12 protein-coding genes are annotated in these 13,815 nt (G+C 74.7%); 5 read left to right on the top strand and 7 right to left on the bottom strand.

Going from position 1 to position 13,815, the window contains the following annotated elements:
• The first annotated feature begins 29 nt into the window (after positions 1-29).
• From A6F73_RS26330 to A6F73_RS26320, 3 genes are all read left to right on the top strand, one after another.
• Complete coding sequence (locus A6F73_RS26330; RefSeq protein WP_063350054.1) at positions 30-1,232, top strand: acetyl-CoA C-acyltransferase; 1,203 nt, start codon at positions 30-32, stop codon at positions 1,230-1,232.
• 124 nt (positions 1,233-1,356) lie between these two features.
• On the top strand, positions 1,357-2,127 hold the full coding sequence (gene fabG / locus A6F73_RS26325) for a 3-oxoacyl-ACP reductase FabG (protein WP_244293711.1): 771 nt from the start codon (positions 1,357-1,359) through the stop codon (positions 2,125-2,127).
• A gap of 253 nt (positions 2,128-2,380) precedes the next feature.
• Positions 2,381-3,751: a S53 family peptidase gene (locus tag A6F73_RS26320; RefSeq protein ID WP_063350053.1), complete on the top strand. Its 1,371-nt coding sequence runs from the start codon at positions 2,381-2,383 to the stop codon at positions 3,749-3,751.
• Between the two features lie 158 nt (positions 3,752-3,909).
• Here the strand turns inward: A6F73_RS26320 and A6F73_RS26315 are convergent, their stop codons facing one another.
• Positions 3,910-6,096 (bottom strand): hypothetical protein, encoded by a 2,187-nt coding sequence (locus tag A6F73_RS26315; RefSeq protein WP_159398549.1) that lies wholly within the window; start codon positions 6,094-6,096, stop codon positions 3,910-3,912.
• A 158-nt stretch (positions 6,097-6,254) separates the two neighbouring features.
• Between A6F73_RS26315 and A6F73_RS26310 the strand changes: the two genes are divergently transcribed.
• Positions 6,255-6,779, top strand: a complete 525-nt coding sequence (locus tag A6F73_RS26310; RefSeq protein WP_063350051.1) for an HAD domain-containing protein — start codon at positions 6,255-6,257, stop codon at positions 6,777-6,779.
• A 45-nt stretch (positions 6,780-6,824) separates the two neighbouring features.
• Positions 6,825-7,112 carry a hypothetical protein gene (locus A6F73_RS41675; protein WP_063350050.1) on the top strand — a complete coding sequence of 96 codons (288 nt, stop codon included), beginning with the start codon at positions 6,825-6,827 and terminating at the stop codon, positions 7,110-7,112.
• A 226-nt stretch (positions 7,113-7,338) separates the two neighbouring features.
• On the opposite strand, the gene A6F73_RS26300 is transcribed toward A6F73_RS41675, so the two are convergent.
• The 6 genes from A6F73_RS26300 to A6F73_RS26275 form a co-directional block, all read right to left on the bottom strand.
• Entirely contained in the window at positions 7,339-7,659 is a 321-nt protein-coding gene (locus A6F73_RS26300) for a GntR family transcriptional regulator (protein WP_063350049.1), read from the bottom strand.
• A 184-nt stretch (positions 7,660-7,843) separates the two neighbouring features.
• Positions 7,844-11,914 (bottom strand): BTAD domain-containing putative transcriptional regulator, encoded by a 4,071-nt coding sequence (locus tag A6F73_RS26295; RefSeq protein WP_063350048.1) that lies wholly within the window; start codon positions 11,912-11,914, stop codon positions 7,844-7,846.
• Entirely contained in the window at positions 11,914-12,360 is a 447-nt protein-coding gene (locus tag A6F73_RS26290) for a hypothetical protein (protein ID WP_063350047.1), read from the bottom strand. The genes A6F73_RS26295 and A6F73_RS26290 overlap by 1 nt, the downstream gene beginning before the upstream one ends.
• A gap of 164 nt (positions 12,361-12,524) precedes the next feature.
• On the bottom strand, positions 12,525-13,067 hold the full coding sequence (locus A6F73_RS41670; RefSeq protein WP_079136025.1) for a TadE/TadG family type IV pilus assembly protein: 543 nt from the start codon (positions 13,065-13,067) through the stop codon (positions 12,525-12,527).
• Positions 13,064-13,480 (bottom strand): TadE/TadG family type IV pilus assembly protein, encoded by a 417-nt coding sequence (locus A6F73_RS41665; RefSeq protein WP_159398548.1) that lies wholly within the window; start codon positions 13,478-13,480, stop codon positions 13,064-13,066. The genes A6F73_RS41670 and A6F73_RS41665 overlap by 4 nt, the downstream gene beginning before the upstream one ends.
• Positions 13,477-13,764 carry a hypothetical protein gene (locus tag A6F73_RS26275; RefSeq protein WP_063350045.1) on the bottom strand — a complete coding sequence of 96 codons (288 nt, stop codon included), beginning with the start codon at positions 13,762-13,764 and terminating at the stop codon, positions 13,477-13,479. Before A6F73_RS26275 ends, A6F73_RS41665 begins: the two co-directional genes overlap by 4 nt.
• Between the last annotated feature and the right edge of the window lie 51 nt (positions 13,765-13,815).

Genomic DNA, 13,815 nt, shown 5'->3' with positions numbered 1-13,815 from the left:
CGGATTCAACCGGATAGGAGCCCGACGACGTGCGTCCCGTCTACTTCGCCGCAGCCCGCCGCACACCCATCGGCCGGCTGCGCGGAGCGCTCGCCACGGTCCGCCCGGACGACCTCTCGGCCACCGTGCTGCGCGCCCTGCTCGCCGACGTCCCCGCCCTCGACCCCGCCCGCATCGACGACGTCTACTGGGGCGCCGCCAACCAGGCCGGCGAGGACAACCGCAACGCCGCCCGGATGGCCGTCCTGCTGGCCGGCCTGCCGGAGACCGTCCCCGGCGCCACCGTCAACCGGCTCTGCGCCTCCGGGCTGGAGGCCGTCACCCTCGCCGCCCGGGCCATCGGCTCCGGCGAGGCCGACGTCGTCCTGGCCGGCGGCTGCGAGTCGATGACCCGCGCCCCCTTCGTCCTCCCCCGCCCCGACGAGGCCCTCCCGCACCGGATCGAGACCTACGACACCCGGCTCGGCTGGCGGCTCACCAACCCCCGGATGGCCGAACTGCACGGCGTGCTCAGCATGGGCGAGACCGCCGAGGAGGTGGCCGGCCGGTACGGCATCGGGCGGGAACGCCAGGACGCCTTCGCGCTGCGCAGCCACCAACGGGCCGCCGCCGCCCGCAAGGACGGCCACTTCGACGCCGAGCTGATCCCGGTCGAACGGCCCGACGGCGTGACGGTCGGCCAGGACGAGGGCATCCGCGAGGACACCAGCCTGGAGAAACTCGCCCGTCTCAAGCCCGCCTTCCGCCCCGGCGGCACCGTCACGGCAGGCAACGCCTCGCCGATGAACGACGGCGCGGCCGGGCTGCTCCTGGTCGGCGAGGAGGCGCTGCGCGACCTCGGGCTGCGGCCGCTCGGCCGGTACGTGGCCGGCGCCTCCGTCGGGGTGCACCCCGACGTGATGGGCATCGGCCCGGTGCCGGCCACCCGCAAGGTGCTCGGCCGGGCCGGCTGGTCGCTGGCCGACCTCGACACCGCCGAACTCAACGAGGCCTTCGCCGCCCAGGCCCTGGCCTCCGCCGACGGCATCGGATTCACCCCCGAACAGGCCGACGAACTGGTCAACCCGAGCGGCGGGGCGATCGCGCTCGGCCACCCGCTGGGCGGCTCCGGCGCGCGCATCCTCACCACCCTGCTGCACCGGATGCGCCGCACCGACGCCCGGCGCGGGCTCGCCACCATGTGTGTGGGGGTCGGTCAGGGCACTGCCGTCCTCGTCGAGAACGTTGACTGAGTGCGGGCCCGCGTTCGCGGCCGAGTTCACGGTCGAGTCCGCGTCCGAGTTCACGTCCGAGTTCGAGTTCACGTCCGAGTCCAAGGGAGCACCGGGAATGACTGAAGTAGCCGCAGTGGCTGAAGTGACGGGCCTGGCGGGCAGGTTCGCGGGGCGGGTCGCCGTCGTGACCGGCGCCGCGCAGGGCATCGGCGCGGCCACCGCCCGCCGGCTCGCCGAGGAGGGCGCGACCGTCGCCGTCGTCGACCTCACCGCCGAACGGGCCGCCGGGACGGTCGCGGAGATCACCGCCAAGGGCGGCACCGCTCGGGCGTACGGCTGCGACGTGGCCGACTACGACGCCGTCGAGGCGGTGTTCGCGCAGGTCGCGGCGGACCTCGGCGGGGTGCACATCCTGGTGAACAACGCCGGGATCACCCGGGACAACCTGTTCTTCAAGATGCCGAAGGCCGACTGGGACGCGGTCCTGACCGTCAATCTGACCAGCGCGTACAACTGCAGCCACGTCGCGCAGAAGTACATGGTGGCGCAGAAGTACGGGAAGATCGTCTCGCTCAGCTCGCGCTCCGCCCTCGGCAACCGGGGGCAGGCCAACTACGCGGCCGCCAAGGCCGGCATCCAGGGGCTCACCGCGACCCTCGCGATCGAGCTGGGGCCGTTCAACATCAACGTCAACGCCGTCGCCCCCGGGTACATCGCCACCGCGATGACCGCGGCCACCGCCGAGCGGGTCGGCAGCACGGCCGAGGACCAGCACGCAGAGGTCTCCGCCCGGACCCCGCTGCGCCGGGTGGGACAGCCGGAGGAGATCGCGTCCGTGGTCGCCTTCCTGGCCAGCGAGGACGCCTCGTACGTCAGCGGGCAGACGCTGTACGTCAACGGCGGGGCGCGGTAGGGCTGGCCCGGGCGGGGATCGTCAAGAACCGTTCAGCATTAGTACGATAATACTGACGTGTCGTCACATAACCGTCCCGGGCGTGGGGTTACCTTCACCTGGGACGGTCTTTACCTTTTCGCGTGGCCGAGCATGACCATGCCTCTGATCAGGCGACCCCACCAAATGACTATGGCATGATCATGCGGCAGTCGATGGGATGGCCGGACCGACCCGACCGGACCAGGTCGGGCCCTGCGCCCCAAGGAGTCCCATGGGCAGCCCCGCCCCCCTTCGCCGTGCCCTGGCTCTGCTCGCCGTCGGGGCCACCGCCCTCACGGCCGGCACCATCGCCGTCCCGGCGGTCGGCGCCGCGACCGCCGCCCCCGCGCACGACCTCACGGGCGTCCACGTCCGCCCCGCCTCCTTCGGGCACCACAACGCCCAGGGCCGCACCGCCCCGCTGACCACCACCCAGTGCGTCAGCCAGATCGGCATCCACTGCTACTCGCCGCTGCAGTACCGGAACGCCTACAACCTGAACCCGCTGTACCAGGAGGGCATCACCGGCAAGGGCCGCACGATCGTCATCGTCGACTCCTTCGGCTCGCCGACCATCCAGCACGACCTGGAGGTCTTCGACAAGCAGTGGGGCATCCAGGACACCAACGTCGAGGTGGTCAAGTGGGGCAACGTCCCCGCCTTCGACCCCAAGAACCCCGACCACACCGGCTGGGCCGGCGAGACCACGCTGGACGTCGAGTACGCCCACGCCATCGCCCCCGACGCGCACATCGTCCTGGTCGAGACCGGTGTCGCCGAGACCGAGGGCACCACCGGTCTGCCCGAGATGATGGACGCCGAGAAGGCCCTCATCAAGGCCGGCCGCGGCGACGTCATCTCGCAGAGCTTCGGCGCCACCGAGAACACCTTCCCGGGGTACGACAAGGGCGACTTCAAGTCGCTCACCGACCTGCGCTACGCCTTCCAGGCCGCCGCCGACCACAACGTCACCGTGCTCGCCGCCTCCGGCGACAACGGCGCCACCGACGCGCAGACCAACGGCACCGACCTGTACCCGTACAAGGTCAACTCCTGGCCGTCCTCCGACCCGCTGGTCACCTCCATCGGCGGCACCCAGCTCACCCTGGACGACAACGGCGCGCGCACCGCGCCCGACAAGGTGTGGCACGACAAGTCCGGCGCCGGCGGCGGTGGCGTCTCCGGCATCTTCGAGCGCCCGTGGTACCAGGCCGGCGTCGCCAACGTCACCGGCAACCACCGCGGCACGCCCGACATCAGCATGAGCGCGGCCGTCGACGGCGGCGCCTGGACCTACGAGTCCTACGACCCGACCTCCGTCGGCTGGCACCTCACCGGCGGCACCAGCGAGGCCACCCCGCTGTTCTCCGGCGTCGTCGCCCTCGCCGACCAGCTCGCCGGTCACCGCCTCGGCCAGCTCAACTGGCGTCTGTACGGGCTCAACCTGCTCCCGAGCGCGTGGAGCGGCATCACGGACGTGAAGGAGGGCGACAACTCCTGGGGCGGCGTCACCGGCTACACCGCCACCGAGGGCTACGACCTCTCCAGCGGCCTCGGCACCATCGACGGCGCGAAGTTCGTCCACGCCATCGCCGGTCGCTGACGGGCAGTGGTGGGTAGCAAGTAACAACTAACAGCGAACAGATAACAGATTTCGAAATCTGTTATCTGTTCGCTGTTTTCTGTTTTTTGTTTTCTGTTCGGTGTTAGTTGCTCGCAGCCCGGTGCCGGTCGTCCGGCCCGGCCGTGCGGCGCGAAGGGTCAGACGCGGTCCGCCGGGGCGGAAGCGGGCTCCGGGGCGGGCGGCGTTGCGGGCTCCGGGGCGGCGGCCAGTTGGGCGAGGTAGCGCTCGGCGGCGCGGAGCTTACGGCCGTCGGGGCCCGGGAGGTAGGCGCGGAGCTCGATGATCTCCGGGGCGATCCGAAGGGCCGCCGCGCGGTCGGGGACCGAGCGCCAGCAGGCCTCGGCATTGGTGGCCGCCTGCTGGGTCTCCGGGTGGTCCGGCCCCTGCGAACGGAGCAACGCCAGGGCCACCTCGCGGTAGATGTCCGCGGCCTCGGCCGGCCGGCCCGCGAGACGGCACACGTGCGCCCGGACCTGGCGCACCTGGAGGACCGGTTCGGAGGCGGCGCCGTGCTCGGCGATCGCCTCCAGTTCGAGGGCGAAGGCGAGTTCGGTGGCGGCACCGTGCTCCCCGGCATCCGCGCTGCGGACGATCCGGCCGATGGCCTCCCGGTAGTCGGCACGCGGCTGACCGGACACCGGAGCGTCGACGGGCACCGCATCGGCAGGCACCTCGTCCGCCGGCACCGCGTCTGCTGGCACCGCGTCCGCTGGGGCCTCCGCCACCGGGACCGCGTCCACGGGGGTCTCGTCAACGGGAGGGGCCTGTGTCGGGGCGGCGTCCTGCGGTTCCGCCGTCGGCGTGGCGACGTCCGCCGGCGCCTGCTCCGGCTCCCGCTCCCGCTCGGACTCCGGCTCCGGCTCCGGCTCCGGCTGCTGGGGCTTGGCCAGCGTCACGCCTGCGGACGACTCGACGACCTCGGGCGTCGCGTCCGCCGGAGCGGGCTTGTGCAGGGTCACGCCAGCCGAGCCGGCCGGCTGCCCCTTCAGCAGGCTGACCGGGCGGGCCGGCCTGGGCGGGGTGGGCGGCACGCCGGGCTTGACCAGGCTCACCGGACCGGCCTCGGTCCCGGGAGCCGGGAAGGCCGACGACGGCAAGGCCGGGGGCGCCACGGGCGGTTCGACGACGGCGTCCTGCGACTCCGCCCGACCCGGCACCGGCGGCACCGACAGCACGGCCGGCCCGGACGACACCACATCGGCCCGCACGGCATCAACCGGCGGCACCGCGTGAACCGGCACCACGTCGGCCCGCACGGCATCAACCGGCGGCACTGCATCGACCGGCGCCGACACGTCGGCCGGCGGACCGTCGCCACGGCGGGCGGTGTTGCGGAAGACCGGGCGGTCCGGGGCGTGCGTGGCCAGGATGACGACGTCCGGCCGCAGCACCGAGTACACCTGTTGCCGCAGTTGCTCGGGCGCGAGCACGTCCCCCGCGCCGGGGTGGCCGCCGTGCAGCGCCTCGATCAGGGCCCGGGTGAAGGTGCCGATCTGCTCCGGGTCCGGGCTGACGACCGCCCAGAGCGGGATGCCCTCGCTGAGCGGCGAGGCGGCACCCTGGAGGTACGGCCAGGCGTTCTGGTCGGCGCTGAGGTCGGCGACGACGAGGGTCTGCCACTCGGCCGGGCGGTGGCTCAGCTCGGCGGCGACGGCCTGCCAGGGCAGGCCGTCCTGCTTGGAGTCGCGCAGGGTGAGCTGGAGCTGTCCGCCGCGCTTGTCGGCGACCACGTGACCGCCCAAGTGGACGAGCAGCGGCCCCGGATGGCGGGACGCGGCGCGCAGGTGGGCGAGGACGGTGTGCGGGTCGCTGGCGCCGGGGAGGTGGACGGCGTCCACCGCGTCCGCGGCGAGCAGTACCTGCGGTGAGACGGCCGCGAGCATCGCGGACAGCACCGACGCCTGGGCGGGACCGCCCCGACCCCAGGTGCGGCGCCCGGAGTTGCCGTAGCCGCCCTCGACGACCAGGATCCGTCCGCGCGGCGCCGCCCCCAGTCCGCCCGCACCGGGGGCGCTCACGCCCGGGGCCGGGAAGGGCGGCGGCGTGGCCGCGGACGGCGGCGCGCCCACGGCGGGCATGCCGGTGACGGTCCATCCGGTGGGCGCGGTCGGCGGTGGACCCGGCACCGCGGCCGGAGCCGTCGGAGCCGACGGCGGGGCTGCCGGAGCGGGCGGCGGGAGCAGGGGCACGGGCGGCGGCTCGTAGAGCGCGGCGGGCCCGGGCGGGTGCTCCTCGGCCGGGGTGCGCGGCGGCGGTACGGCGTCCCAGGGGCCCGAGTCCGCTGCCGGTTCGGGGCCTCCGGGGACAGCTGTCGTCTCCGCCATCTTCTGGTCACCGCCCACCCCGCCGCTTCGCGGCGTCTGATGCCCTTGCTGGGTGGTGCCTGCCACCACTCCCGTCGCGCCACCCTACGAGATCCCGGCACACCCGATCCAGGCCGGGTCTCCGATCGGCGTGCCACGCGGCCCGCTATCGTGCCGTCATGGCAGGCCCCGGTACACCTCTCCTGTTCCTCGACATCGACGGACCGCTCATCCCCTTCGGCGCGCCGCCCCCGGGCGGCTACCCCGTCTTCCGCGGCGTCTCCGCCGCCGCACCCGGCCCGGGCGTCAACCCCCTGCTGGCCCGCGTCGATCCGGCGCTCGGCGGGCGCCTGCTGAGCCTGCCGTGCGAACTGGTGTGGGCGACGACGTGGATGTCCGATGCGAACGACTGCCTCTCCCCCTGGCTCGGACTGCCGCAACTACCCGTCGTGAGCTGGCCGGTGGAGGACGGCGACGAACCGGCCGGCCTGCACGGGAAGACCCGCGCGCTGGTCGCCCGGGCCGCCGGCCGCCCGTTCGTCTGGGTGGACGACGAGATCGCCGCCACCGACCGCCGCTGGGTCGCGGCCCACTCGCCCGCCCCCGCGCTCCTTCACCGCGTCGACCACCAACGCGGCCTCACCGCAGCCGACTTCGCCACCCTGGACGCCTGGTTGCGCACACACCGACACGACACGCCTTAGACTCCCCGACCATCTAAACTCCCCGACCATCTGGACTCCCCGACCATGGACTTCGCCGCCGGACCGCCCCTGCCCTGGCACCTGACACTGGACGGCGGGGCGGTGGTCGAGCTGTGGGCGGACGGGTACGGCGTCGAGGGCGGGGCGTACGTCTTCAGCGTGCTCGCCCGGGCCACCGTGGCGGAGCAGGGGCAGCTCGACGTCGTCGCCCGGACGCCGGCGGACCGGACCCGGGTGGGTGTGGCGGTGGCCCGGGTCCCGCTCGCCGCCATCCGGGACGTCCACACCGCCACCGAGCGCACCGTCGACGGCCGGTGCGTCTGCCCGACCTGACCGGCCCGACCGACCTGATCGGCCTGATCGACGCGGCCCCGTATGCCGCTGCCCGGTCACCCCGAGGGGCGGCCGGGCAGCGGCGTTGTAGGGTCCACGATTCCGTGAGCAATCTCGGCGTTGTGACCTGCGGGTATCTGCCCGGTGAGCACTCGCCGACGGTCGCCGTGTCGAGCGATCATGAGCAATCCGAGAGCAGGCCCTCGGGCAGCACCAATCCGTCGGCCTACGGGTGGTCGTGTGGGGGATGCCGGTCCGGCTGGGCAACAGCGGCGAAACGGTCAAAGTCGCCGCCGTACATCCAGTGTGTATCGAGACCAGGCGTGTACAACCTCCCGGCCGGACCTGGCTTCACGTACCCCTCCCCCCGCAGCAGTTGGAGGGCCTTTCGGATGACCGCACCCTTGGCTTCGAAGCGGACCGAAAGCTCACGCACCGTCGGGAGCGCCTCGCTGGCGCCGATCCGGCCATCGAGGATCTCACCGCGCAGTGTCTCCGCGATCCGGCGGGCTGCCGAGGGCTCTTTGATCGCGGCACGCTCGGCCATTCGTCAACTCCCGCCCGAAGACCTGTGGGTGACCGCCGCCAGCCTGACACGAACCCACCGCATCGGATGAATCCATTCGAACAGCTCGGCCCCCTGATCATGATCACCCGGATTTGCTCGGACAGTGCTCATGATCGGCCTACAGTGCTCACGGATTCGCGGATTCTACAACATGCAGGGGACGTCAGGAACCGGCCAGCAGGTCGCGGAGCAGGGCGACGGTGTCGGCGTCGAGGTCACGGCCGGTGCGGCGGCTGAGCGCGTCGAGACGGTTGACGGCGCGCAGGAGTTGGTCGCGGGCGCCGGCCGAGGCGTAGGCGTAGAAGAGGTCCCGGTGCAGGAGTTCGACGTCCGGGGCGACGGCGAGGCCGCGGAAGACGGCGGCCTCGGCGCTGCGGTGGTCGCCGTACTGCAGGCGGCGGGCGGCCAGTTCGTGGGCGGTGTCGACGATCGCCGCGATCATGTCCTGGCGTTCGGCCTCGGCCCAGCCGTAGGAGGCGGGCGGGGCCTCGGCGAACGGGGCGCCGCGCACCAGGGCCAGGGCGTGGGCGAGGGCGGCGTCGGCGGTGGCGCTGGTGCTGCGCATGCCGCGCCGGTAGAGGCTGCGGAACTCGTCCCAGTCGCAGGTGACGACCGGGGTGAAGGAGTAGCCGTCGGTGGTGTCGGTGGGCAGGAAGGCGCGGCCCTCGGGCGAGGTGCCGAACCAGGCGGCCAGGTCGGCGAGTTTGCCGGGGAGCGGGCTCTTGGCGTCGGCCGCGGTGGGGTGCGGGTCGAGGTGGGCGGCGCCGGGGTGGAGGTCGTGGTCGAGGGCGTGGTGGTCGGCGCCGGGCCGCAGCGCGAGGTAGACGGCGAGTTCGGTGAGCCGGGACAGCGCGCCGGGTTCGGCGGTACCGAGGGCTCCGGCGACGTCGACCGGGCCGAGCAGGCGGATCCGGGGGGCGTTGCGGGCGGCGTGCGCCTCCGGGGAGCGCAGGATGGCGAGCAGGTCGTCGCTGTCGCTGCGCCCGGGGGTGGTCTGGGCGACCGGGGCGACGGCGGCGGGGCCGGGCTCGGCTCCGGGTTCGACTCCGGACTCGGTGTGGGAATCAGCGTGGGAATCGGCTTCGGCCGGGGCCTCGGCTTCGGTGCCGGGCAGGAGGTCGGGCGAGGGCTCCGGCCGGGACGGGACGCGCGGGTCGACGCCGGAGGGCGCGGGCGCGGGCTGGTGGACCGGGGCCGGCTCGACGGGCGACTGCGGCACGACCGGCTGGACGGACTGGACGGCAGGCACGGACGGCGCGGACGGCGCGGGCTGGACGGCGAGGACGGCCGCGGGGGCTTGCTGCGGTGCCTCCGCCGCGTCCCCCGCCACCGCGTCCGGGCGGCGCAGGTCCCGGGTGGCCTCGTCCGCTGCCTCGTCCGTGGCCTCGTCAACGAGCTGCCCGACCACGAGCTCTTCGTCGGTCCCGGTCCCGCTCCCGGTACCGGTACCGACTCCGCTCCCGCTCCCGGTCTCGGTCTCGGCGGAGGCGGCCTGCCGCCCCTGCCCGTTGACCGCGTACCGCCCCGGCCCGGCCGGAGGGGCCGGTACCGGCGTCGCCGGGTCGGTGCCCGCGAACGGGCTGGCGCCGGTGCCGATGACCCGGGCGAGCAGCCGGGGCCCGGCGGCCGTGTCCGTACCGCCCTGCGCGCCGGTCGCGGCGGCGCCGACGGCGGCCAGCACGGGTACGGCGGCGGGCAGTTCGGCCGTATCGGTGTCGTCGTCGTCCGCGTCGGGGTCGAGGCCGGGACCGTCCAGGGTCCAGGCGGGGGCCGGGTGCTGGGTGAGGTCGTCTGCGGCGCGGAGCAGTTCGGTGACCTGGTCGTACTGCTGGTCGCTGAGCCGCTGGAGTTCGACGGTGAGGTGCAGGCCGGGGATGGCCGCCTGGCCGGTGGCCGGGAGGGTCCAGCGGGCGACGGGGCCGGTGCCGCGTTCGGGGGCGCGGGTGATGACGGCGACGCAGGTGCGCGGCCGGGCGTCGAGCAGGCGGCCGAGTTCGGCGGGGACCTCGCCGCCGGGCTGCTGGGCGCAGAGCACGATCTCGGGGGTCCAGGACTCGTCGGCCTGGCCCCGGCTGCGGGCGTCGCGCGGGCTGGCGGCCTCGGCGGCGACCAGGGTGGCGCGGGCCTTGGCGGTGCGCGGGCCGAGGGCGGCGAGCGCGGCCTCCAGGGTGGGGTGGCGGTGGATGCGTTCGGCGGCCGGGCCGCTGATCGGCATCTCCTCGGCGAGGTCGACCAGGTGCAGGTGGAGCCGGTCGGCGAGCGGGCTGTGCGCGAGTTCGACGGCGAGGGTGCGCAGGATGTCGCGGGCGTCGTCGGGGTGGCCGGAGAGGTGGAGCAGCCGGACGGCCTCCAGGTCGGCGAGGACGACCGAGCCGTCGGGCGAGGTGCCGAGGGTGACCAGGGCGGGGTAGGGCGCGGCGGTCTTGCGGGCCTGGGCGGCGCTGAGCAGGTCGCCGGAGTCGAGGCTGCACCACCAGACGTTGGCGGCGTGCGCGGCGCGGAACGGCGCGATCGGGGTGGCCGGGCCGGAGAGGTGCAGTTCGATGGTGTGGCCGGGGGTGATCCGGGCGGCGACGATGGCGGGCAGGCGCTTGCCGCCGCGCACGGTGTTGCGGGCCATGGTGCGCAGGGCGCGGTCGAGCAGGTCGAGGCCGGCGTCGTCCTGACGGGCCCTGAGCTCGTTCTCGAAGGCGGCGGCCTCGGCGTCGGGCATGGTGATGCGGTGCCGGGGGCGGCGGGCGCGCAGCTGGGTGCCGCGCTTGTGGGCGACGGTGCCGACCATGACGGCGGCGAGCAGGACACCGACGGTGGAGGCGGTGAGGGCGATGGAGTAGTCGTCACCGGCGGCCGGTTCGGCGTGCGCGGCGGGGGCAGGCGCATGGGTGGGCGCGTGGGTGGGTGCCGGGGTGACGGGCTGGGACGCGGCCGGGGTCGGCGCGGCCTGGGTCGGCGCGGGGGCGGGAGTGGCGGGCGCCTGGTCGGCCGACGGCCGGCCGGTCGACGGCGCCGGAGCGGGCGCGGGCGCGGGCGCGGGCTCGGACGGAGGAGCAGGCGAGGGAGCGGGCGCGGGAGCGGCCGCCCCCGGCACCGTGAGCACCATCCCGGGCACCAGCACGTCCGGATCGGTCAGCCGTTCCCCGTCCGGCGCCTGGGCGCCCTTGTTCGCCTCGAAGAGCTTCGGCCACGCCTCGGCGTCCCCCAACTCCCTCTGGGCGATGACGGACAGGCTGTCCCCGCCCTGGACGGTCACCGTCGCGTGCCCGCCCGCACCCGGCTCCGTCCCGGCCTGCGGCACCTGGGCCGCACCGGAAGCAGGGGCGGGCGCGGGCTCGGACGGAGGAGCAGGCGTCGGAGCAGGCGCAGGCGCCGACCCGTCCGCCTTCGCGTCCCCCGGCATCAGCAGCGCCCACCCCGGCTGGATCGGCCGGTCGGCGTCGAAGCGGATGCCTGAATCGTCCATCACCCGGCCGTCGTTGAGCTTGGCGATCTCCACCCACCGTTCACCGGAGCCCAGTTGGCGTTCGGCGATGGACCACAGGCTGTCGGCGGGCCGGCTGTCCCGCACGGTGTACGTGGGGTTCTGCTCGGCGGCGGGCGCCAGCGCGGGCGCGGCCTGGGCGGCGGGCAGGGCGGCGCGCTGCACTCCGGCCGCCAACTCCGCCGGGGCGGTGGCGGTGTGGGCCGGGGTGGCGGCGAAGGCCGAGCCGGCGACCGGCATCAGCGCGAACACCGAGCCGACCAGGCCGGCCGCCATCCGCTGGCTCCAGCCGAAGGCGGGGATGCGGCGGGCGATCCGGCCGCGCAGCTGCGCGGGGATCTCCAGCAGGACGGAGAACGCGAAGCAGCCCCAGGCGAGCCAGCCGACCACGACCAGCAGCCAGAGGAACAGCCGTCCGTCGTCCGGGCCGGTGAGCGCCTGGCCGACGCCGTCCGGCGCGACGTCGCCCATCGCGGCGACCGCACGGGTGCCGTAGAGCAGCAGCGCGGGGACGCCGAGCAGCAGGGCGAGCAGGGTGACCAGCGCGGCGAGCGCGGTGATCAGGGCTGCGCCGCGGCCGCGCCCGCGCGGTGGGCGGGGCGCCGGGGCGGCGGGGCGGCCGGCGGCCCGGTGTCCGGTGTGGGCCCGGCCGTTGGCGCTCCGGGCCTGGTCCTTGGCGCCCGGGCTCCGGCCCTTGGCGGTTCGAGCCCGGCCCGGGGCGGTTCGGGCCTGGTCCTTGGCACGTGGCGCGGCCATCAGTCGGTCTCCGCTTTCTCGACTCCGTGGACGAGGGTCGCACTGCCCTTGCCCGTTACCTTCCGCTCCCCGAGCGCGCCCAGCAGGACGGGCCGGTAGTCGGCCCGCACGGTGACGGTGACGACCTTGCCGTCGCCGGAGAACTCGACCTCGCCCGCCTGGAGGCCGTACAGGGCCAGGTAGGCGTCGGCGGCCTGCCGGACGTAGTCCTGCTGGATTTTGAAGCCCTTCCCCTGGAGGACGGCGGCCTGGTCGAGCTGCTGTCCGCCGACCCGCGCGGCCTCCTGGGCGTAGGCGTCGGTGCGTTCGGCGACCCGCAACCGGCCGCCGGCGTCGATCACCAGGGCGATGACGAGCACGACGTAGGCCGCGCAGATCGCCACGAAGAGGGCGACCGCGCCCCGGTCGGAGCGGCGTCGGCGCCGCGCCCTGACAGGCACTCCCATCCCCCCTGCCCCTCCCGCACCTCGTCCGCCCCACCGGCCCCCACCGGGCGCCGGCCGGTCCCGTCGCGTCATCCCCCGTGCGCTCTCCGCTTGCGTCTCCCCCGCGCGGGCCGTCCCCAATCCCCCGTCGTGGCCCGTGTCCCGCCGGGTGCCGCCCCGGGCCGTCATGTGCCCCGGTAGCGGTCCACCACGGAGGTGAACTCGCCGACGAGGTGCTTCGTCACGGGTACGCCGGACGGTCCGCCGAGCAGGTCCGCCAGTTCGACGTCGCACACCACGGTGACCTTGACGGTCGTGACGGCGCCGCCGGGCAGGTCCAGTCGGCCGGGCACGACCTGGACGTCCCCGTTGCGGCAGGAGACGCCCTGCTGGCGCAGCGTCGCGAGGGCCGAGTCCCGGCCCGGCTGCGTCATCCCGTCGACGCTGCGCTGCAGCGAGGCGGTGCGGGCGCCGGCCCGGGCGGCGGCCTCGACCGTACCGGCCGTGGTCTGCACCCGCCCGGCGGCGATGGCCACCAGGACCAGCCCGACCACCGGGGGCACGACGATCGCCGCCTCGATGGCGACGGCGCCGCCGTCGCTCCGCCGGACCGGCCACCACCGGGGCCGGCGTGCGGAACGGCGCTCGGCCCGGGGCGCGCAACGGCGCTCGGAACCACGCTCGGCGCGCGGCGCCGGCCACCAGTCGGCCCGGGTCCGCTGTCTCACGGCGCCACCGCCACCGGCGGGACGAAGTGCTCGCGCGGCGCCTCGGCGAACTGCGTGAGGGCGGGCGCCGACAGCCCGGGTATCAGCAGCGGCGGGCGCACCGCCACCGTGACCCGGACCACTTCGGGCGTGCTGCCGTCGGTCGTCACCGTGTACGAGTGCACGCCCTGCCGGTCGAGGAAGTCCCTGGCCTGTCGGCGCGCCGCCTCGTTCTTCACCTCGTCCGTCGCGTTGCCCTGGATCCGGCCGGCGTCCACGCCCTCGCGGGCGGCGGTGAGCGCGAGCTGGCGGTCGTACCACAGCAGCGCGGCCTGGACGACGAGCATCAGGAGCACCAGGACGACCGGGAAGACGATGGCGAGGCTCACGCTCATCGACCCCCGGTCGCCGCGGCGGCGAGGTCGGTACGTCACTTGGTGGCGCCTCCCGCGCCCGCACCCGGCATGTTCGGGTCCTGCTGCACCTTCTGCACGACCTTGTCCTTCAGCAGGTACAACGCGGTCGCGACGGCGCCCGCGACGAAGACCAACGCGATGATGGCGAGCGCGAGTTCGATGCTGATCGCGCCGCGGTCGCCGCGCGCGCGGGCGGCCCGCAGCCGGCCGAGCCGCAGGGTGAACAGCAGCAGGGCGAACTGCACGGGCAGCAGGACGGGCCGGATCAGCCGGCCTGCCAGGTGGACGAGTCGGACGGTCATTCGGGTCTCCCGGGGGTGGAGTGCGGTGTGGTGCCAGATGCCCTGTGAGGA

It is taken from the genome of Streptomyces sp. MJM8645 (assembly GCF_001625365.1).
GTDB lineage: Bacteria > Actinomycetota > Actinomycetes > Streptomycetales > Streptomycetaceae > Kitasatospora.
Note: the sequence above shows the minus strand (reverse complement) of the source record. Positions and strands in the feature narration are given on the sequence as shown.